Source organism: Amnibacterium soli, assembly GCF_039544415.1.
GTDB classification, from domain to species: domain Bacteria; phylum Actinomycetota; class Actinomycetes; order Actinomycetales; family Microbacteriaceae; genus Amnibacterium; species Amnibacterium soli.
Map to the genome: position 1 here is coordinate 1 of NZ_BAABLP010000009.1, position 18,605 is coordinate 18,605.

Here is an 18,605-nt window from a genome sequence, read left to right on the forward strand (position 1 = left end):
GTCGACCTTCGTCGTGCCGCGCGACGTGTCCGAGTTCAACGCGGAACCGGTCGACGAGGTCTTCGCGACGCTGCGGGAGGTCGCGGCGGTGGTGGGAGCAGGAGCGGTGTTCGACATGGGAACTCCTTCTGGAAGAAGCGGATCGCTGGTGCCGGGAGGACCCCGGCACTAAGGAAGAGGAGGAGTCGCCACTGTTCGTCACACGCGGTCGGCGGACTCCCAGGCAGGGTTCGACGGGCGCTCATGGCGCACGGGGGAACGCGGCCCCGCAGCGGACGTCGTTCCGGGCGCGGGGCCCCGGCGCGCATGCCCCGGAGCGCAGGACGGAAATGGTCGCGCCCGGACGAGCGGCGCCGCCGCTGCGCCCACGGATCCCAGGGCGGATGCGGTACCGGCTGCACGCAGAGCCCTCCCCGTGCACGAACGCGCGGGTTTCCCGCCCTCATCGCGAGGCTGGTGGTCTGAAGACTGCACGTGTCCGAGCGGAGGGAGCAAAGGTTGCGAGGCGATCGTTTCGAGGCCGGCCCGGAGCGGCTGCAGTTCGTCGGGCGCGACGGGCTGCGCCGGATCAACGGCACGACGCGGTTCACTCCGCAGGACCCGGACGCGTTCCAGGCGGAGCACCGGCGGCTCGAGCTGACCGACTGCTCGTTCGAGTCCCTGCGCGTGAGCGCGTGCTCGGGCACCATCGACGCGCAGCCGTCGACGCAGCGCGAGCAGCTCCACCTCGGCACGCTGGTCGCCGGTCGCTCCGCATGGCGGACCGGCAAGCGGACCCACGATCAGCAGCGCGGCGCGGTGCACCTGCTGCGCGGCACCGACGCCGTCGAGTTCGACTGGGCGCAGCCCGTGCACCTCCTCACCGTCCGGATCCCGGTGTCCGCGGTGCCGGCGCACCTGCTCGCTGACGGCGTGCTGCGCTCGGGCGTGCTCGCCCGCACGCCGCTGACGAACGGCTTCAGCGGCTTCCTGCACCAGCTGGCCGCCGGCCCCGTGGTGCTCGACACCGTGGAGCACGGGCACCTCGACCGGGCGCTGCGGGCCCTCGCGAACGGTGTGCTCGCGGTCGCCGCGGCCGAGTCCCAGGTCGCGGACGACGACCTCCGGTACGCGATCCACGACTACATCGAGCGGCACCTCCTCGAGCCCGGGCTCGACCCGACCCGCATCGCGAGCGCGCTCCGGGTCAGCGTGCGCTGGGTCCACCAGGTCTTCAACCACGACGGCGAGTCGGTCGCCCGCTTCATCCGCCATCGGCGGCTCGACCTCGTGGCCGAGGCGCTCCAGGCCGATCCGCGATCGAGCGGCGTCAGCGGGCTGAGCCGCCAGTTCGGCTTCGGCGGCCGCGACCAGCTCACGCGAGCGTTCCGCAGCCGGTACGGCATGACCATCTCGGAGTACCGGGACCGCGTGCGCGACAGCGCTCCCCTCCCGGACCGTCTGCCCGCCCCTGACGAGCGCGTGCAGGACCGGGCGATCGGCTGACCGATCCGATCAGGTCACCGAGAAGACCGCTCGAGGGCTGCGGCTGCGTGCTGCGCGTCCGCCTCGAGCAGCACGTCCCCGAGCGCCTCGAGCTCGTCGGCCAGCGCGAGCAGGCCCGACGCCCGGAGCGCCGTGACGAGCTCGGCGAGCACCGATCGCGGCGGCTGTGCGGAGCTCGGCCCCTGCCGGTGCAGGTGGTGCGTCCACCACAGCGCGTCCTCGGGCGCGTGCCGGCCGCGGTAGTGCTGCGCGAACCGCTCCACCGCCACCTCCGGACGTCGCCCCGCTGCACCGCCGGACGGAGGCGTTCGGAGCCGCCCGATCCCGAGCGGAGAGGACGCGCAAGGATTCGTACTCCTCGCCGCGAGATCCTTCGGCACGGCGAGCCGTCGATGCGCGATCCCGTTCCGCGCCCCTCCCCCGTTCGCGTGCCGCGGGAGGCCCGGGCTGCGGAGCATCCGACGCGACGGTTCGCGCATCGCGTGCGGACATCAGCGCACCACCCGCCGCCGACGGCACGCGCCGACGCACCATGACCGCCGGTGCCGTCGGGGGGCGGCACCGCTACTGAAGTTGACGCGTTTCTAGGGGGAGACAGTCATGCACAACGAATTCGGAACCGCCCGGCGACGCCGCCGGTTCGGCATCACCACCGCGGGCTGCACCGTCGCCGTCGTCGTCGCGGGAGCACTGGCCGCGCCGGCCGCGCACGCCAGCTCCATCACCGACCTCACGACCGGGATCGGCTCGACAGTGACCGGCGTGGGCTCCGCCGTGACCACGACCGGCACGCTGCTGACCGGATCGGGCTCGACCGCGCCGACGACGTCGCCGGTGCTCACCACGCCGATCCTCACCACGCCCGTGGTCGACCTCCCGTCCGCGCCGACCGCCGGCCTGCCGGGGCTCGCCACGGTCGACGGCGACGGCACCGGGCTGACGGTGGACGTCGGCAACGGGCTCGTCACGGTCGGCGCCGGCACGGGCAGCAGCACCGGCTCGGGCATCTCGGTCGGCATCGGCGAGGGCGCCGTGGGCGCCACGACCGGCGGATCGACCACCGTCACCACGGCTGACCCGACGAACGGCGCGCCGAGCGTCGGCGGCGGCTCCCACATCGGCGTCGGCACGGGCGGAGGCGTCGGCACGCCGACCGTCCCCGGCGCGCCCACGGGCGGCACGAGCCCCGCGCCGGCCCCGAGCTCCTCGCCCGTTCCTCGGCTGCTGTCCGCCACGGTCGCCGCGTCCGTCGCCACGGTGTACCCGAAGAAGGACGGCTACCGCGACACCGTGTCGTTCCTCGTCAAGCAGGAGACCTCGACCGGCGCCGTGATCCCCGTGACGGGCTCGGCCGTGCTCACGAAGGCGGGCAAGGCGGTCAAGACCTGGGCGCTCGTGCGCTCCACCCAGACGCTGGTCTGGAACGGCCTCGTGGACGGCGCGGTGAAGCCGGGGACCTACCTCCTCCGCGCGACCGCCCGAGCGGGCGACGGTCAGGCCTTCACGTCCTCGACCAGGACGGTCGTCAGCGCGAAGCGGCTCGTCACCAAGTCGGTCTCGCTCTCCACCGGCAAGGTCACGAAGCTCACCAACAAGGCGATGCCGAAGCCGGCGCGGACCTCGCTCGTCAAGGGCCTGCCCGTGCGGCTCCGCGTCATCACCTCCGCCAAGGGCATCAAGGGCGTCGGCAAGCTCGTGTTCACCGCCGGCAAGAAGTCCTTCAGCGTGCCGGTGCGCAGCGGCAAGCACGCCGCCGGGTACATCCGGGTGCCCAGGGCCTTCACCGCCGTGCACATGCGGCCGGTGCTGAAGGCGAAGCACGGCACGGTCCGCTCCGTGAAGCTGATCTGGAAGTACGGGCAGCTCAAGTAGCTCGTCCCGCCCGAGTGCTGAAGGAGTCCTCCCGGCATCGGGAGGGCTCCTTCAGCGCGTCCGGCGCAGGAGGCGCGAGACCAGCGACGGCCGTGCGGGCGGACCGGCGGGTGCGGGCGGCGCCGCGGTCGTGGCGCGACGCACCAGCACGGAGCCCAGCAGCTGCTCGTCGTCGTCGACGGCGCCGAGCAGTCGGTCCGCCGCCGCGCCGCCGGCCTCCTCCGGGCTCTGGCGCCAGGTCGTGAGCCCTCGCGCCGCCGCGTCGCGGTGGTCGTCGACGCCGATCACGCTGAGGTCCTGGGGCACGCGCAGCCCGAGGTCCTCGGCGGCGTCGAGCACGGCGAGCGCCAGCTCGTCCGCGACCGCGAACACGGCGGTCGGCCGGTCCTCCGCCGACAGCAGCTCGCGGGCCGCGCGGTAGGCGGCGTCGTGCGTGAACTCGCACGGCTTCACCTGCGAGTGCTCGTCGAGGCCCGCGATCCGCATCGCCTCGCTGTAGCCGCGCACCCGGTCCGCGCGCATCGTGAAGTCGTCGGGCGAGAGCGCGTACCCGGCGAGGTGCGTGATCGACACGTGCCCGAGCGACAGCAGGTGCTCCGTCGCCAGGCGGGCGACGCCCTCGTCGTCGACGAAGACGCTCGGCAGCCCGGCGCATCGGCCGCCGATGACGACGACGGGCTTGCCGTGCTCGCGCAGCCGCTCGACCTGCTCGCCCTTGAACTCGAAGTGCACCGCGACCGCGCCGACGCAGTCCGGGTCGGCGAGCGCCTCGTGGAGGAGGTCGGTGACGCGGGCGCGCCCCTCCCGGCCCGGCCGCTCGGTGAGCACCCGGACGACGAGGCCGGGATCGGCCGCCCGCAGGCGACCGGCGATGCCGTCGCAGACCGCATCGAAGTACCAGTTGTCCTGGAACGGGACGGCGACCTCGACCCTGGGCACGGCTTCTCCTCCACCGGCGCCGCCGGCTGTGGCGGGCGCGGTGTCCGCGAGCGTAGAGGACCGATCGGACTCGTTCCCGGAACGTCGCGGCCGCCCGCCGTGTCGGGCCGCGGCGCGCGTGCCGGCCGGGGCGCGCACCATTCCCCGAGCGGGTGCCGAGCAGAACGACCGCGGCGTCCCGGGCGCGTCCGCTCCCCCGCCCCGTACGGTGGCCGGGTGGACCGCGACGAGCGCAGCGAACTCCTGAAGGACGCGCACCCCTCCTGCCCGCGGTGCGACACTCGACTCGACGACGCCGGCACGGACACGATGGCGATCCGCCTCCGCTGCCCGGGGTGCGGGCTGGACCTGATCGCGAGCCAGTAGGCGCGCTCGGACCTTCCACCGACTGCCGGGGAACGACGGAGGCCCCGGCTCCGCGGCGGCGGAGCCGGGGCATTCCCGGTGGCGGAGGACGGAGGACGCGAACCCGAATCAGCGCCTCTCGGAACTCCTTGAGAGATCGGAGAGGGCGCCTCTGATCAGCCCATCCGACCCGCTCCTCGAGCACCTCGACTCAGCGGATCGTGGGAGCCCCCACACGTTCGTGGGGTTCCCGTGAAGGCTCGGACCTCGCCCGAGGCTGATCGTCCCCATCGCCGCCGCGATGCGCTCGAGTGAGCACCGGGAGCCTCCGCCGACCACCTCTGAACGCACCCTGCGCACGTCAGCGAATCCGGAGCGATCCTCGTCGGGCCTTCGACCTCGGCCTTTCAGCCCACCTCGACGAACTCGCCGCGCACCTCGACCTCGTCGCCGTGAGTCAGCTGCCTGCCTCGCCGGCGTTCGACTTCCCCGTTCACGCGCACCTGGCCGTTGGTGACCACCTGCCGGGCGTCCGCGCCCTGGTCGATCAGCCCGGCAAGCTTCAGGAACTGACCCAGCCGGATGGAGTCGTCTCGGATCGGAACTGTTCGCGCACTCACGGCTTCTCCCGCACGCACGGCATTCTCCAGCACCCTCGATCGACTCCGCCCACGAGCAGGTCCTGGAGACCCTCGCGCTTCCGGGAGATCGCGCACGATCTGCGGGGTGAGCGCGGGATGTGCGCCATCCGACCGCACGCGACGCGGGGTGCCCGCACGAGTCGACGGCGGCGCGGAGGCAGGTGGTTCGCCGGCGCCTCGAGGTCGAGGTCGAGGTCGAGGTCGAGCCGGAGTGCGCCGTGCTCCACGGCGGACCTGCTCCGTGCCCGACCTGAAGCCGGTGCAACGGATGCTCGGTCACGCCTCTGCGGCGATGACGCTCGACACCTGTGCCGACCTGTTCGACGTCGGTCCGGACACCCTGTCAGACCGTGCAGACGAGGTCGGAACGATCCGCGTCGACCAGAGCCTCTGCAGACGTGCGGTGTTCCTGCGGGGCTGGAGAAGAACGAAGGCCCGCGATCCGCGTCGTCACGCGGATCGAGGGCCTCTCAAGTGGCGGAGGATGGGGGATTCGAACCCCCGAGGCTGTTACACCAACACGCTTTCCAAGCGTGCGCCATAGGCCACTAGGCGAATCCTCCTGAGCGCGCGAACGCGGGCCGAGGAGGATCCTACCGGCCCCGGAGCCGTCCTGTCGTCGCGTACACTTCGATCGGCTCCCCGCGTGGCGCCATCCAGGCCAACTCCCCCAGGGCGGAAACGCAGCAAGGGCAACCGGGCTCTGGCGGGTGCGCGGGGGGTCCTTTCTCTTCCCCCCGCCGTCTGGGGGCTGCGCGCTCCGCCGGCCGGCCTCTAGCGTGCTGAGCATGTCGAGCGTCGCCGCGCAGCGGACCCTGCGCCCCGTGCGCCACCTCGCCTGGCGCACCGCCGCAGCCGGCAACATCGCGGTCGTCGTGCCCGGCGCCGCCGTGGCCGTGACCATCGCGGCGCAGGACGGCCGGCCCGTCGTCGCCGGCGTCGTGGCGCTCACCGCCCTCCTGGTCGCCGCACTCGTCGTCGTGCCGGCGCTGCGCATCCGCACCCGGCTCGAGCCGGGTGGCATCACCACCTTCTGGACCAGCCGGATCGGCTCGACGACCCTGTCGAAGGACCAGGTCCGCCGCGCGGTCGTCCGCACGATCTACAACAGCGACGGCGTCAGCACGAACCGCCACCTGTTCCTCCTCGACGAGCAGGACCGCACCCTGCTGCGCATGAGCGACCGGTGGTGGACGGACGAGCAGCTGCTCGGTGTGGCCCATCACTTCACGGTGACGCTCGAGTCGCAGAACCAGCCCGTGCACCTCGCCGAGGTGCGGCGCACCGCCCGCCGCCAGCTGCGGTGGGCGGAGCGGCACCGCTTCACGGCTGTCGCGCTGCTGGTCGTCGGCACGTTCGCGGCGTGCTGCGCGTTCGCCGCGCTCGTCACCGCCGCGCTCTGAGCGCCGCGTGTCGCCGCATCAGCGGTCGGACACGCCCCACTCCTCGCCGTACCCGCCCTCGGCGACCGGCTTCGCCATCAGCTCGAGGAACGGCTGCGCGTCGAACGCCTCCGGCCCGAGCACGCCCGTGCCCGCCCACTCGCCGCGCGCCAGCATCTCGAGCGCGATGACGGGGTTCAGCGCCGTCTGCCACACCACGCACTGGCTGTCGTAGTCGCGCATCGTGTCCGCGTTGTCGGCCACGTGGTACAGGTACACCGCCTTCGGCGCGCCGTCCTTGCCCGTGCCGGTGACGTAGGTGCCGGCGCACGTCCTCCCCTCCATGCGCGGCCCGAGCGTCGCCGGATCGGGCAGCGCTGCAGCGACCACGTCGCGGGGCGCGACCTCGACCGGCCCGGTCGCGCTGCGCACGCGGAGGGGGACGGTGGAGGCGAGACCGAGGTCGCGGAGGGTGCGGAGCACGCCGATGAACTCTGCGCCGAGGCCGTACTTGAAGGTGACGCGGCGGGCGTCGAGCCAACGCGGCATCAGCAGCACCTCCTCGTGCTCGACGTTCACGCACTCGACCGGGCCGATGCCGCCCGGGAAGTCGAACACCTCCGGCTCGCTGAAGGGCGCCGTGGTGGTCCAGCCCGCCCCGCGCTCCCAGACCACGGGCGGGTTCAGGCACTCCTCGAGCGTCGTCCAGATGCTGAAGGAGGGTGCGAACACCTCGTTGCCCTCGTCGTCGCGGACGACGAGGTTCGCGCCGTCGCGCACCCCGAGCTCGTCGATCGTGTCGAACAGGTGGTCGGCCGCGTAGCGGGCGAAGACGTCGCTCAGGCCGGGCTCGACGCCCATGCCGACGAGCGCGAGGCGCCGCTGCGACTCCCAGTCCCCCGCCTGCGCGAACTGGTCATCGCCGAGCTTCACGCCCGTGGCGGTGAACGGGTCGGTGGGATGCGGCTCGGACAGGCTCATCGCCATGTCGAGGTAGTCGGCGCCCGCGGCGAGCGCCCCCGCGAACACGGCCGGCACGAACTTCGGCTCCACCGCGTTCATCACGTGGGTGATGCCGTTCGCGCGGGCGACCCCGGCGACCGCGTCGGGGTCGGAGGCGTCGATGCGGCTGGTCCCGAACCGGGCGGCCACGTCCGCGCCGTGCCGCTCCGCGATCCAGGCGACCGTCCGCTCCGCCTTCGAGACGTCGTAGTCGCTGACGACGACCGCCTCGTAGAACGATCGGGTGGCCGCGATCTTCGCGATCGCGTCCCCCACTCCCCCGGCACCGACGATGAGGATCCGCATGCCCGCAACGTAGCGGGTTCCGCGAGCGGGGACCGGACAGCCGGTCCCCGCTCGCGGACGGGCCTCAGGCGCCCTGCGTCGTCGACCCCGAGCCGAGGTCGTAGACCGTGACGCCGCCGATCGTCGTGGACGCGAAGTGCGACTCCACCCAGGTCGCGATCGCCGAGGAGGCGCTGGAGCCGCCGTTCGACCGGCCGGTGCCGCCACCGCCGATGAAGTAGTGGATCCGCCCCTCCGACACGTACTGCTCGAACTCCGCCAGCGTCGGCGACGGGTCGCTGCCGTTGAAGCCGCCGAGGGGCATCACGGCCTGGCCGGAGGCCAGCTGGTAGGTGGCGGCGTTCTGGGAACCGACCGTCGCGGCTGCCCACGTGTAGTCCGAGGCGTCCGACCGCAGCGCCTGCACGAGGGCGGAGGCCACCGCGGTGTCGCCCCCGAGCAGGCCGGCGCCGCCGCCGCCGCGGGTGAACCCGCCGAAGCCCTGGGTGGTCCCGCCGGTCGTCGCGCCGGGCGCCCGACCGCCGAAGCCGCCCTGCGTCCCGGTGCCCGCAGGCGGCTGGAAGCCCTGCCCGCCCCGGCCGAAGCTCGGCCGGCCGCCGCCGAACCCGCCGCGCGCTCCGCCGCCGAAGCCGGCCGCGACCGCCGGCCCCGCGGTGGGCAGGGATCCGGTGTGCGCGGTGAGCGTCGTGTCCACCGACCAGGCCAGCGGTGCGACGAGCGCCGCGGTCAGTGCCGCTGCGGCGCCGATGCGTGCGAAGACCCGCACGTGCGGTGCGGCGAGCAGGGTCACCGCGGCGAGCACGCCCGCCATCACCACGACCACGCGCAACCAGGGGAGGAAGCTCGACGCCTGCGACATGAGCACGACGGACCACCAGGTGGTGCCGAGCACGACCACCGCGGCGACGATGCGGGCCCACGGGGCCGAGCGCCGCTCCCAGAGCAGCCAGGCGCCGGCGCCGACCAGGCCGCCGATCGCCGGGGCGAGCGCCACCGAGTAGTACGGGTGGATGATTCCGGCGCCGAAGCTGAGGGCGACGGCGGTGACCACGAGGGTGCCGCCGAGCAGCAGCACCACCGCCCGGGCGCCGTCCGTGCGGGGCCGGCGCCGCAGCACGACCACGCCAACGACGAGCAGTGCGAGCGCTGCCGGCAGCAGCCAGGCGACCTGGGTGCCGAACTCGCTCGAGAAGAGGCGGCCGATCCCCGTCTCGCCCCACATGCCGCCGCCGGTGGTCGTCGTGCGACCGCCCGTGACGGAACCGGTCTCATTCCCCGTCAGTCGGCCGAGGCCGTTGTAGCCGAAGGTCAGCTCGAGGAAGCTGTTGCTCTGCGAGCCGCCGATGTACGGCCGCATGCTCGCGGGCACCAGGGTGACGAGCGCGACCCACCACCCGGCCGAGACGACGAGCGCGCCGAGGGCCCCCAGCAGGTGCAGGAAGCGGGTGCCGAGCCGCCGCGGGGAGGCGTAGAGGTACACGCCGATGAGCACGGGCAGCACGAGGAACGCCTGCAGCTGCTTGGTGAGGAACGCGAAGCCGATCGCGACGCCGGCCCACAGCACCCAGCGCACGCGACCGTCCTCGACGCCGCGCATCGTCAGGTAGGTGGCGAGGGTGACGAGCAGCACGAGCAGGGCGTCCGGGTTGTTGAACCGGAACATCAGGGTGGCCACGGGCGTCAGCGCGGTCGCGGCGCCCGCGATCAGCCCGGCCTGCGGCGACAGGTGCCGTCGGACGATCGCGTAGACGAGGGCGACGGTGAGCACGCCCATGACCGCCTCGGGCAGCAGGATGCTGAAGGAGGAGAGCCCGAGGAGCCGCACGGACAGCGCCATCACCCACATCGACGCGGGCGGCTTGTCGACCGTGATGGAGTTGCCCGCGTCGGAGGAGCCGTAGAGGAACGCCTCCCAGTTCGACGCGCCCGCCTGCACCGCGGCGGAGTAGAACGCGTTCGCCCACCCGTTCTCGCCGAGGTTCCAGAGGTAGAGCAGGGCGGTCAGCGCGAGCAGGCCGAGGAACGCGGGGCGCACCCACGCGGCGTCGGTCGTGCGGCCGCGCCAGAGCGCCGCGGGCAGCGTGCGGGCGCGGGTGCCGAGCCCGCTGCGCGCGGGCCGGGCGGCGCGCGCGGGCGGCGAGGTGGTGGTCGAGGTCACTTGATGAGCTCCATCCGGGTCTCGGTGTCGGTGGAGTCGGCGGGCCGCTCCACGGGGTCGGGGGCCGAGCGGTGGGAGCGGAACACCCAGCCGCGCAGCAGGACGAAGCGCACGACCGTGGCGACGAGGTTCGCGCCGGTGAGCACGAGGATCTCGGTCAGCGGGGAGGCGTGCGGCTCGGCGGTGTGCAGGACCAGCAGGGCGCCGGAGGTGATGCACCAGGCGATCCCGAACACGACGAGGCCCTGCAGGTGGTGGCGCACGGCGCCGAGCCGGCCGACGACGCCGAAGGTGAACCAGCGGTTCGCCCAGGTGTTGCCGAGCGCCGTCAGCAGCAGGGAGAGGAAGTTCGCCGCTTGCCCGCCGAACAGCGGCCGCAGCACGAGGTACAGCAGCGCGTAGGCGAGCGTCGAGGCGCCGCCGACGGCCGCGAACCGGATGGCCTGGCTGCGGAAGCCCGGCCGGGCGGCGGGGGCCAGCGGCCGGCGGCCCAGCTCCTCCGCCACCGCCTCGACCGGCACCCGGTGCCGCGACAGGTCGCCGAACAGGCGGACGATGCCGCGCAGGTCGTCCTTCGCGGTGCGCACGATGTCGACCCGGCTGTCGGGGTCGTCCTGCCAGTCGACCGGCACCTCGTGGATGCGCAGCCCGGACCGCTCGGCGAGCACCAGCAGCTCGGTGTCGAAGAACCACGAGTCGTCCCGCACGAGCGGCAGCAGTCGGTCGGCCGCGGGCTTGGTGATCGCTTTGAATCCGCACTGCGCGTCGGAGAAGGACGCGGAGAGCACGGTGCGGACGATGCCGTTGTAGGAGCGGGAGATGAACTCGCGCTTCGTCCCGCGCACGACCCGGCTGCCGCGGCTGAGGCGGGTGCCGATCGCGACGTCGGAGTGGCCGGACAGCAGCGGCGCGATCAGCGGCGCGAGCCCGGCGAGGTCGGTGGAGAGGTCCACGTCGAGGTAGGCGAGGACCCGGGCGGTCGAGGCGCTCCACGCGGTGCGCAGGGCGAGGCCGCGGCCCTTCTGCTCCAGCCGCATCGCGGTGACGTCGGGCAGGGTCTCCTCGAGGCTGCGCGCGACCTCGAACGTGCCGTCGGTGCTCGCGTTGTCGACGATCACCACCCGCCACGCGACGGTCAGGTGCTCGGTGAGGTAGCGGTGCAGCCGCCACACGCTCTCCTGCAGCACGTGGGCCTCGTCGTGCACGGGGACGACGATCTCGACGTCGGGCGGTGGCTGGCGATCAGGCATGACCGCAAGGCTCAGCCGGGGCCCTATGCGCCTCCTATGACGCCTCGATGAGCGCGGCTCCGCTTCCTTGGAGCCGGATCAGGCTTCGGCGAACGACTCCTCGGCGGCCTGATCCGCCGACTGCTCGGACCACAGGGTCGTGTAGAGGCCGCCGAGCCGCACGAGCTCGGCGTGCGTGCCCCGCTCGACGATGCGGCCCGCGTCGACCACCAGGATCTCGTCCGAGTCGACGATCGTCGACAGCCGATGGGCGATCGCGATCGTGGTGCGCCCGGCGGAAGCGGCGTCGAGCGCCTCCTGCACGACGCGTTCGGACACGGAGTCGAGCGCGCTCGTCGCCTCGTCGAGGATGACGACCGGCGGGTTCTTCAGCAGCACCCGCGCGATCGCGATGCGCTGCTTCTCGCCCCCGGACAGGCGGTAGCCGCGCTCGCCGACGACGGTGTCGTAGCCGTCGGGGAACTTCGCGATCGTGTCGTGCAGGTTCGCGCCCTCGGCGGCGGCGCGGACCTCGTCGTCGGTCGCGTCGGGCTTCGCGTACTTCAGGTTGTCGCGGATCGTCGCGTGGAAGAGGTAGGTCTCCTGGCTGACGATCCCGATCGCGCCGAGCAGCGACTCCTGCTGCAGCTGCTTCACGTCGACGCCCGCGAAGCGCACGACGCCGGCCGTGGCCTCGTACAGGCGCGGCACGAGGTACCCGACCGTGGTCTTGCCGGCGCCCGACGGGCCCACCAGCGCGACGGAGGCGCCGGGCCGCACCGTGAAGCTCACGTCGGTGAGGATCGGCGTCGGGTCCTGACCGGGCGTCGCCGGGTAGGCGAACCCGACCCGGTCGAACTCCACCCCGCCGAGCGCGGAGCCCGTCGGCACCGGCACGGCGTCGGGGGCGTCGGTGATCGCGGGCTTCAGGTCGAGGTACTCGAAGATGCGGGCGAACAGCGCGGAGGAGGTCTGCAGATCGAGCGCGACCCGCAGCAGCCCCATGAGCGGCCACGTCAGGCGCGCCTGCACCGTCGTGAAGGCGACGATCGTGCCCGCGGTGATCGCCGCGCCGTTCGACAGCAGCAGGCCCGAGGCCAGGTAGACGAGCGCGGGCACGATCAGCAGGAAGATCTGCACGGTCGCGAAGAAGCCCTGGCCGGTCATCTCCTGCCGCACCTGCAGCTGCAGCTGCCGCGTGCTCTCCGCGGTGTACCGCTCGGTCTCCTGCCGCTGCCGCGTGAAGGACTTGGCGAGCAGGATGCCGGAGACGGAGAGCGCCTCCTGGGTGATGGCGGACAGCTCGGACAGCGACTCCTGGGTCGCCGTGGCGATCCGCGCCCGCCGCTGGCCGACGCTGCGCTGCACCAGGGCGAGCATCGGCAGCAGCACGATCGCGATCAGCGCGAGCTGCCAGCTGAGCAGGAACATCGCCACGAAGGCGGCGATCACGGTTACGGTGTTGCCGACCACGGACGACACGGTGTTCGACAGCACGTTGGCGACGCCGCCGACGTCATTCGCGAGGCGGGACTGGATCACGCCGGTGCGCGTGCGGGTGAAGAAGCCGAGCTCCATCTGCTCGAGGCGGGTGAAGAGCCGCTCGCGGAGGGAGGCGGTCACGCCGTTGCCGATGGTGGCCGTCAGATAGGTCTGCCCGACGCCGAGCACCTGCGAGACGACCCAGATCAGGACCATGCCGCCGACGACCTCCGCCAGCCGCGGCAGGTTCGGCCCGCCCCGCGGGAAGAGCCCCTGGTCGAACGCCTCCTGGGTGAGCAGGGGCGGCAGCACGGTGAGTGCGGCGGTGACCAGGACCAGGCCGATCGTCAGCGCCAGCCGGCCGCGGTAGGGCTGGAACAGCTCGCGGATCCGGCGGCCGAAGTCGGGGATGCGGGGCGCCTTCGCGGCCTCCTCGCGCGCGCGGCTCGCGTCCTGCATGGACCCTCGAACCGCGCGCATGCTCACCGCCTCAGGGTATGGTCCGCCGCCGACGCGGCTGCGCGCCGTTCTCGGAGGGCGATCAGACGGGCATCGGCGACCTCGCAGGAGGCGCTCCTACGGTCCGGTCATGAGCAACACGGAGCACACCGCGGCGCACGCCGTGACACCCGGCGACCACACCGACCGCACCGACCGCACCGACCGGGTCGACGACGACCACTCCCGCCTCACGGTCGAGGACGGCGGTTCCACCACCGACCCCGCGGACCTCGTCGACGACGACGCAGCGTCCGGCACGTCCGGTGCCTCCGGTGCCGCGACGTCGAGCACCGGCACCGAGCGCCACGGACTCGCCGACATCGATGACGACGGCTCCATCGGCCACGTCTTCGATCAGACCAACGGCGTCATCGAGGGCGTCGACGGCGACTCCGACGGCACCGCCGCCAGCGACGTGCGCAGCGGCGCGGAGCGCGACGAGGCCGGCACCCTCGACGGCGCCGAGCCCCTCGGGCGCGACGCGACCGGCACGATGCGACGCGACCCGGAGGACTGATCCGCCGGATGCCGCTTCCGGCATGAGTCAGCCGGCGGCGCGCAGGACCTCCTCCGCGTCGCCGGCCAGCCGTGCCGCGTCCGCGCGGTACAGCGCCGCGTGGTCCGGCCGACCGGCCGCCTCCGCGTGGTCCGCGATCTCGTCGAGCAGGGGCACCGCGGCCACGAGCACCGCCGCGGGCGCCACGTCGCCGTAGGCGTCGGCGAGCAGTCGCAGCCGGCGGCCCCGCTCCCGCGGGCCCGAGGTGCGCCCGTCGACGTTGCCGGGGGCGGTCAGCGGCGCCAGGCGATAGGCGAGGTGCGCGAGGTCGCGCACCCGCGGCCCCGGCGAGGCCTGGTCGAGGTCGATCACCCCCGCGATCCGCCCGTTGCGCACCACGAGGTTGTACGGCGCGAAGTCGTTCACCGCGACGACCTCATCCGGCTCCCTCGCGGGCTGCTGCCACATCCCGCCTGCGCGCGGGAACCCGGCGCTCGCGTCGTGCACCCGCCGCAGCAGCCGGGCGGCGTCCTCGAGGAACGCTTCCGACCAGACGAGGTCCGGCAGCGGGTAGGCGGGCACCGCGCCGGGCAGGAACTCGAGCACCTCCCGCCCCTGCTCGTCGAACCCGAACGGCTCGGGCACCGCGTCCGCGCCGTGCGACCGGAGGTGCGCCAGGTAGGCGTGCACCGTCGGCGTCCAGGGACCCGCCGTGCGGTGCACGCGGTCCCCGTACCGCACGGGCGCGTTGCTGTTGCCGCCGGGCAGCGGGACGCCGGAGTCGGTCGTCACGCCGGGTCGCGGAGCCAGGCCGTGGCGTCCGCCGGGAGCACGCGGTCGTCACCGACGGGCGCGCTGGAGACGAGCACCTCCCCCTCGGGCAGCACCGTCGGCGCGCCGAAGGCCGTGATGCAGCGCCACCCGCCGTCCCGGACCACCTCGACCGCGTCCGGCCGGTCCGCGAAGCGGGCGCCGTCCCCGGCCGGCAGCTCGGCCCGCAGCGCGAGCGCGCGCCGGTACAGGTTGAGCGTCGATGCGGGATCCGCGTCCTCGACCGAGACGGCGTGCTCGGCGAACCATCCGGGCTGCGGCAGGTGGGCCCCGCCCGCGCCGAAGCCGTGCGACGGCCCGTCGGGCGTCCAGGGCAGCGGCACCCGCGCACCGTCGCGCCCCTTGTCGGTGTGGCCGTTCCGCTCCCAGATCGGGTCCTCGAGGGCGTCGAACGGCAGGTCCGCGACCTCGAACAGCCCGAGCTCCTCCCCCTGGTAGACGTAGGCGGAGCCGGGCAGCGCGAGCAGCAGCAGGGCGGCCGCGCGGGCGCGGGCGAGCCCCAGCGCGCGGTCCTCGGCGGGCTCCGTGCCGTGCGACATCAGCCAGGCGGTCAGGTCGGTGCCGGCCGGCAGCCCGAAGCGGCTGGCGTGCCGCACGAGGTCGTGGTTCGAGAGCACCCAGGTGGAGGAGGCGCCGGCGGCGCGCGCCCGCTCGAGCGAGTTCTCGATGCTGCGGCGGAAGGCGACCGCGTCCCACGGCTCGAGCACCAGGTCGAACTCGAAGGTCTGGCCCAGCTCGTCCGGCCGCGCGTAGAGCGGCAGGCGCGACGGCGCCGCCCAGGCCTCGGCGACGGCGGCACGGGGCGGGTCGTACTCGTTCAGCACGGTCCGCCAGCCGCGGAACACCTCGTGCACCTCGTCGCGGTCGAACAGCACGTCGGTGCCGTCGTCCTTCAGCACGTCGCGGGAGATGCGCGGGTAGCTCGCGAACGGCTCGCGCAGGTCCTTCGTCAGGCCGTGGGCCACGTCGACCCGGAAGCCGTCGACGCCGCGGTCCGCCCAGAACCGGAGGATGCGGTGGAACTCCTCGCGCACCTCCGGGTTCCCCCAGTCGAAGTCGGGCTGCTCGCGCGCGAACAGGTGCAGGTACCACTGCCCGTCGGGCACGCGCGTCCAGGCGGAGCCGCCGAAGTGGCTCACCCAGTCCGAGGGCGGCTGCTCGCCGTGCTCGCCGAGCCCGTCGCGGAAGATGTAGCGCGCCCGCTCGGGGGAGCCGGCTCCGGCCGCGAGCGCCTCCTGGAACCAGCGGTGCCCCGAGCCGGAGTGGTTCGGCACGATGTCGACCACGACCCGCACGCCGCGCGCGTGCAGCGCCGCGACGAGCTCGTCGAACTGCTCGAGGGTGCCGATGCGCGGGTCGACGTCGGTGTAGTCGTCGACGTCGTACCCGCCGTCCGCGAGCGCGGAGGGGTAGAACGGGCTCAGCCAGACGGCGTCGATCCCGAGCCCGGCGAGGTACGGCACGCGGTCGATCAGGCCGGTCAGGTCGCCGATGCCGTCGCCGTTCCCGTCGGCGAAGCTGCGGGGGTACACCTGGTACACGGCGGCGGTGCGCCACCAGTCGGGGTCGGTCAGGTCACGGACGCGGGTCGGCACGGCGACACGATAGGGCCGCAATCGGTTGCAGCAGGAAGCAGGTCGGCGCATGCCCTCGGACTGGGAACGGGTCGCGGCCGACCCCCGTCTGCTCGCGGCGCTGCGACGACGGGCCGCGGGTCCGACGGACCCGCTCGACCGGCTCTGGTGGGCGGAGCACCCGGGCGCGCCCACCCCGCAGGGCCTCCCCGATCCGGCGCTCCGCACGGAGGACGCGAGGCGGGCGCTGTACCGGAAGGGCGCGGCGCGGTCCGAGGCGGTGGAGGCCGAGCGGGCGGCGGACGCCGCCGCCGCCTCCCTCCGCGCGCTCCGTCGCGATCTGGCCGCGGCCGAGGAGGAGGTCCGCGGCGCGGACGGCGGGGGCGGCACGCGCGCCGCCGTCCGCCCGGCCCGCCGGGTGCTGATCGGCGCCGTCGTCGCGGCGGTCCTGATCGGCGCCGCTGCCGGCTGGGCCGCGGGCAGGTTCGGCGCACCGCCGCACGCCGCGGCCCTGACCGTCTTCGACCGCGCGCAGCGCGCCGACGACCGGTTCCCGACCGCGGCCGAGCCGCCCCGGGCCGTCGATCCCGGTTCGACCCGGTTCATCGGCAGCTCCTCGGCGTCCGGGACGTCGGTCTACGCGGCGCGAGCGAGCGGCGACCGCGTCTGCCTCCTGGCCGTGGTGCTCGCGCAGCACGTCGTCGGCTCGTGCACCACGGAGGGCGCCTTCGCCGAGGCGGGGCTCGAGCTGAGCTTCCCGACCTCCATCGACCCGCAGGACGACTCGGGTCCGGCCCCTCCTCAGGAGCTGACGCCGCACTGGACGCCCGACGGTCGCCTCACCTTCTGACGCCGGACCGTGCACAACGGTTTGAGCACGGGAGATGTAAACGCTTGCAACGCGATGAGGGCGTGGCTACTGTCCCCCATCGGGGAGCGATGCCGCTCCCCCGCGCGAGCACCAACGCGCGGCAGCTCAAAGAGGAGTTCTATGAAGAAGGCGCTCCGCGTCGCAGCCGTCGGCGCGACGCTCGCCCTGTCCGGGCTCAGCCTGGTCGCCTGCTCGAACGGCGGCGGCAGCAGCCCCGCCGCGCAGGGCGGCAACGACACCGGCCCGATCACCTACGTGCAGGGCAAGGACACGTCCGGCAACATCCCCAAGCTCGCGGCGATGTGGAACGCGGACCACGCGAAGGAGAAGGTGAAGGTCATCCAGCAGTCGGACAACGCCGACCAGCAGCTGCAGGACCTGACCCAGCACCTCCAGCAGAAGCTCTCCGACTACGACGTGATGTCGACCGACGTCGTGTGGACGGCGCAGCTCGCGGCCAAGGGCTGGCTGCAGCCGCTGACCGGCGACTACAAGCTCGACCTGTCCGGCTACCTGCCGTCGGTCGTCAAGAGCGGCGAGTACGTGGGCACGCAGTACGCCGCCCCGTCGGTCACCGACTCGCAGCTGCTCTACTACCGCAAGGATCTGCTCGGCTCGAAGGCCGTGCCCACGACCTTCGCCGAGATGATGGCGCTCTGCCCGGTCGCCAAGAAGGCGGGCGTCGACTGCTACGCGGGCCAGTTCGCGAAGTACGAGGGCCTCACCGTCAACTTCAACGAGGTCGTCACCTCGAACGGCGGCACGGTCGTCGACGAGAAGGGCAAGCCCACGCTCGACACCCCCGAGGCCGAGAAGGGCCTGCAGGAGCTCGTCGACGCGTTCAAGAACGGGAACATCCCGAAGGCCGCCGTCTCCTACCAGGAGCAGCAGGGCCTGAACTCGTTCGAGCAGGGCAAGCTCATGTTCCTGAACAACTGGCCGTACATGGTCGCGGACATCGCGAACAGCGACCAGGCGAAGGACATCCGCAGCAAGTACGCGATCGCCGGCTACCCGGGCAAGTCCGCCGTCGGCGGCCACAACCTGGCCATCAACGCGTACTCGAAGCACAAGGGCACGGCGCTGAAGTTCATCAAGTTCATGGAGTCCGAGGAGGTCCAGAAGAACCGCGTGGAGAAGGAGTCGGTCGCCCCGACGCTGTCCTCCCTGTACTCGGACACGAGCTTCACGGACAAGTACCCGTACCTGGTGCCGCTGAAGAAGTCGCTCGACAGCGCGGTGGCCCGCCCGATCACCCCGTACTACAACGGCGTGACGCAGGCCATCCAGAACAACATCTTCCAGGCGCTGCAGACCGCTTCGACGGGCGGCTCGGTCGATGTGAAGTCGGTGCTGAGCACGACCTCGAAGGCGATCGAGGCCGCGGGCTCCGGCAGCTGATCGCCGGACCGACCCAGTCGGTCCCGGGTGGTGCCGCCGGCAGCGGCGGCACCACCCGGGACCATCGCTCGCTCCCGATGAAGAGAGGAA

The 18,605-nt window shown here is 73.2% G+C and carries 16 protein-coding genes, 1 tRNA gene and 1 other RNA gene; 8 read left to right on the forward strand and 10 right to left on the reverse strand.

What is annotated here, in order from left to right:
* Positions 1-498 precede the first annotated feature (498 nt).
* Entirely contained in the window at positions 499-1,485 is a 987-nt protein-coding gene (locus ABEA53_RS15540; protein ID WP_345482233.1) for an AraC-like ligand-binding domain-containing protein, read from the forward strand.
* 14 nt (positions 1,486-1,499) lie between these two features.
* Here ABEA53_RS15540 and ABEA53_RS15545 read toward each other — a convergent pair whose 3' ends face one another.
* Positions 1,500-1,748, reverse strand: coding sequence for a hypothetical protein (locus ABEA53_RS15545; RefSeq protein WP_345482234.1), 249 nt, complete (start codon positions 1,746-1,748; stop codon positions 1,500-1,502).
* A gap of 337 nt (positions 1,749-2,085) precedes the next feature.
* Between ABEA53_RS15545 and ABEA53_RS15550 the strand changes: the two genes are divergently transcribed.
* Positions 2,086-3,357, forward strand: a complete 1,272-nt coding sequence (locus ABEA53_RS15550; RefSeq protein ID WP_345482235.1) for a hypothetical protein — start codon at positions 2,086-2,088, stop codon at positions 3,355-3,357.
* A 51-nt stretch (positions 3,358-3,408) separates the two neighbouring features.
* On the opposite strand, the gene ABEA53_RS15555 is transcribed toward ABEA53_RS15550, so the two are convergent.
* Positions 3,409-4,296: a substrate-binding domain-containing protein gene (locus tag ABEA53_RS15555; protein WP_345482236.1), complete on the reverse strand. Its 888-nt coding sequence runs from the start codon at positions 4,294-4,296 to the stop codon at positions 3,409-3,411.
* Between the two features lie 216 nt (positions 4,297-4,512).
* Here ABEA53_RS15555 and ABEA53_RS15560 point away from each other — a divergent pair, with 216 nt between their 5' ends.
* The gene (locus ABEA53_RS15560) at positions 4,513-4,662 is read left to right on the forward strand and encodes a hypothetical protein (protein WP_345482237.1); all 150 of its coding nucleotides are present in this window, start codon (positions 4,513-4,515) and stop codon (positions 4,660-4,662) included.
* A 386-nt stretch (positions 4,663-5,048) separates the two neighbouring features.
* Here ABEA53_RS15560 and ABEA53_RS15565 read toward each other — a convergent pair whose 3' ends face one another.
* Both ABEA53_RS15565 and ABEA53_RS15575 read right to left on the reverse strand, forming a co-directional pair.
* Positions 5,049-5,294 carry an RNA-binding S4 domain-containing protein gene (locus tag ABEA53_RS15565; protein ID WP_345482238.1) on the reverse strand — a complete coding sequence of 82 codons (246 nt, stop codon included), beginning with the start codon at positions 5,292-5,294 and terminating at the stop codon, positions 5,049-5,051.
* Positions 5,295-5,757: 463 nt separating this feature from the next.
* Positions 5,758-5,845: transfer RNA gene (locus tag ABEA53_RS15575), tRNA-Ser, on the reverse strand.
* Positions 5,846-5,915: 70 nt separating this feature from the next.
* Between ABEA53_RS15575 and ffs the strand changes: the two genes are divergently transcribed.
* An RNA gene (ffs, locus tag ABEA53_RS15580) (signal recognition particle sRNA small type) lies at positions 5,916-6,012 on the forward strand.
* 58 nt (positions 6,013-6,070) lie between these two features.
* Positions 6,071-6,685 (forward strand): hypothetical protein, encoded by a 615-nt coding sequence (locus ABEA53_RS15585; RefSeq protein ID WP_345482239.1) that lies wholly within the window; start codon positions 6,071-6,073, stop codon positions 6,683-6,685.
* Between the two features lie 18 nt (positions 6,686-6,703).
* Here the strand turns inward: ABEA53_RS15585 and ABEA53_RS15590 are convergent, their stop codons facing one another.
* The 4 genes from ABEA53_RS15590 to ABEA53_RS15605 form a co-directional block, all read right to left on the reverse strand.
* The gene (locus tag ABEA53_RS15590) at positions 6,704-7,972 is read right to left on the reverse strand and encodes a saccharopine dehydrogenase family protein (protein WP_345482240.1); all 1,269 of its coding nucleotides are present in this window, start codon (positions 7,970-7,972) and stop codon (positions 6,704-6,706) included.
* 64 nt (positions 7,973-8,036) lie between these two features.
* Positions 8,037-10,130 (reverse strand): glycosyltransferase family 39 protein, encoded by a 2,094-nt coding sequence (locus ABEA53_RS15595; RefSeq protein WP_345482241.1) that lies wholly within the window; start codon positions 10,128-10,130, stop codon positions 8,037-8,039.
* Complete coding sequence (locus ABEA53_RS15600) at positions 10,127-11,380, reverse strand: bifunctional glycosyltransferase family 2/GtrA family protein (RefSeq protein ID WP_345482242.1); 1,254 nt, start codon at positions 11,378-11,380, stop codon at positions 10,127-10,129. Before ABEA53_RS15600 ends, ABEA53_RS15595 begins: the two co-directional genes overlap by 4 nt.
* A gap of 78 nt (positions 11,381-11,458) precedes the next feature.
* Positions 11,459-13,321, reverse strand: a complete 1,863-nt coding sequence (locus tag ABEA53_RS15605; protein WP_345482381.1) for an ABC transporter ATP-binding protein — start codon at positions 13,319-13,321, stop codon at positions 11,459-11,461.
* 109 nt (positions 13,322-13,430) lie between these two features.
* Here ABEA53_RS15605 and ABEA53_RS15610 point away from each other — a divergent pair, with 109 nt between their 5' ends.
* A complete protein-coding gene (locus ABEA53_RS15610; protein WP_345482243.1) occupies positions 13,431-13,859 on the forward strand; it encodes a hypothetical protein in 429 nt (142 codons plus the stop codon).
* Between the two features lie 27 nt (positions 13,860-13,886).
* Here the strand turns inward: ABEA53_RS15610 and ABEA53_RS15615 are convergent, their stop codons facing one another.
* The gene (locus tag ABEA53_RS15615; protein ID WP_345482244.1) at positions 13,887-14,630 is read right to left on the reverse strand and encodes a phosphotransferase; all 744 of its coding nucleotides are present in this window, start codon (positions 14,628-14,630) and stop codon (positions 13,887-13,889) included.
* On the reverse strand, positions 14,627-16,315 hold the full coding sequence (locus tag ABEA53_RS15620; RefSeq protein WP_345482245.1) for a glycoside hydrolase family 13 protein: 1,689 nt from the start codon (positions 16,313-16,315) through the stop codon (positions 14,627-14,629). Before ABEA53_RS15620 ends, ABEA53_RS15615 begins: the two co-directional genes overlap by 4 nt.
* Between ABEA53_RS15620 and ABEA53_RS15625 the strand changes: the two genes are divergently transcribed.
* Complete coding sequence (locus ABEA53_RS15625; protein ID WP_345482246.1) at positions 16,314-17,093, forward strand: hypothetical protein; 780 nt, start codon at positions 16,314-16,316, stop codon at positions 17,091-17,093. The genes ABEA53_RS15620 and ABEA53_RS15625 overlap by 2 nt on opposite strands.
* A 141-nt stretch (positions 17,094-17,234) precedes the next feature.
* Positions 17,235-18,515 (forward strand): ABC transporter substrate-binding protein, encoded by a 1,281-nt coding sequence (locus ABEA53_RS15630; RefSeq protein ID WP_345482247.1) that lies wholly within the window; start codon positions 17,235-17,237, stop codon positions 18,513-18,515.
* Positions 18,516-18,605 lie beyond the last annotated feature (90 nt).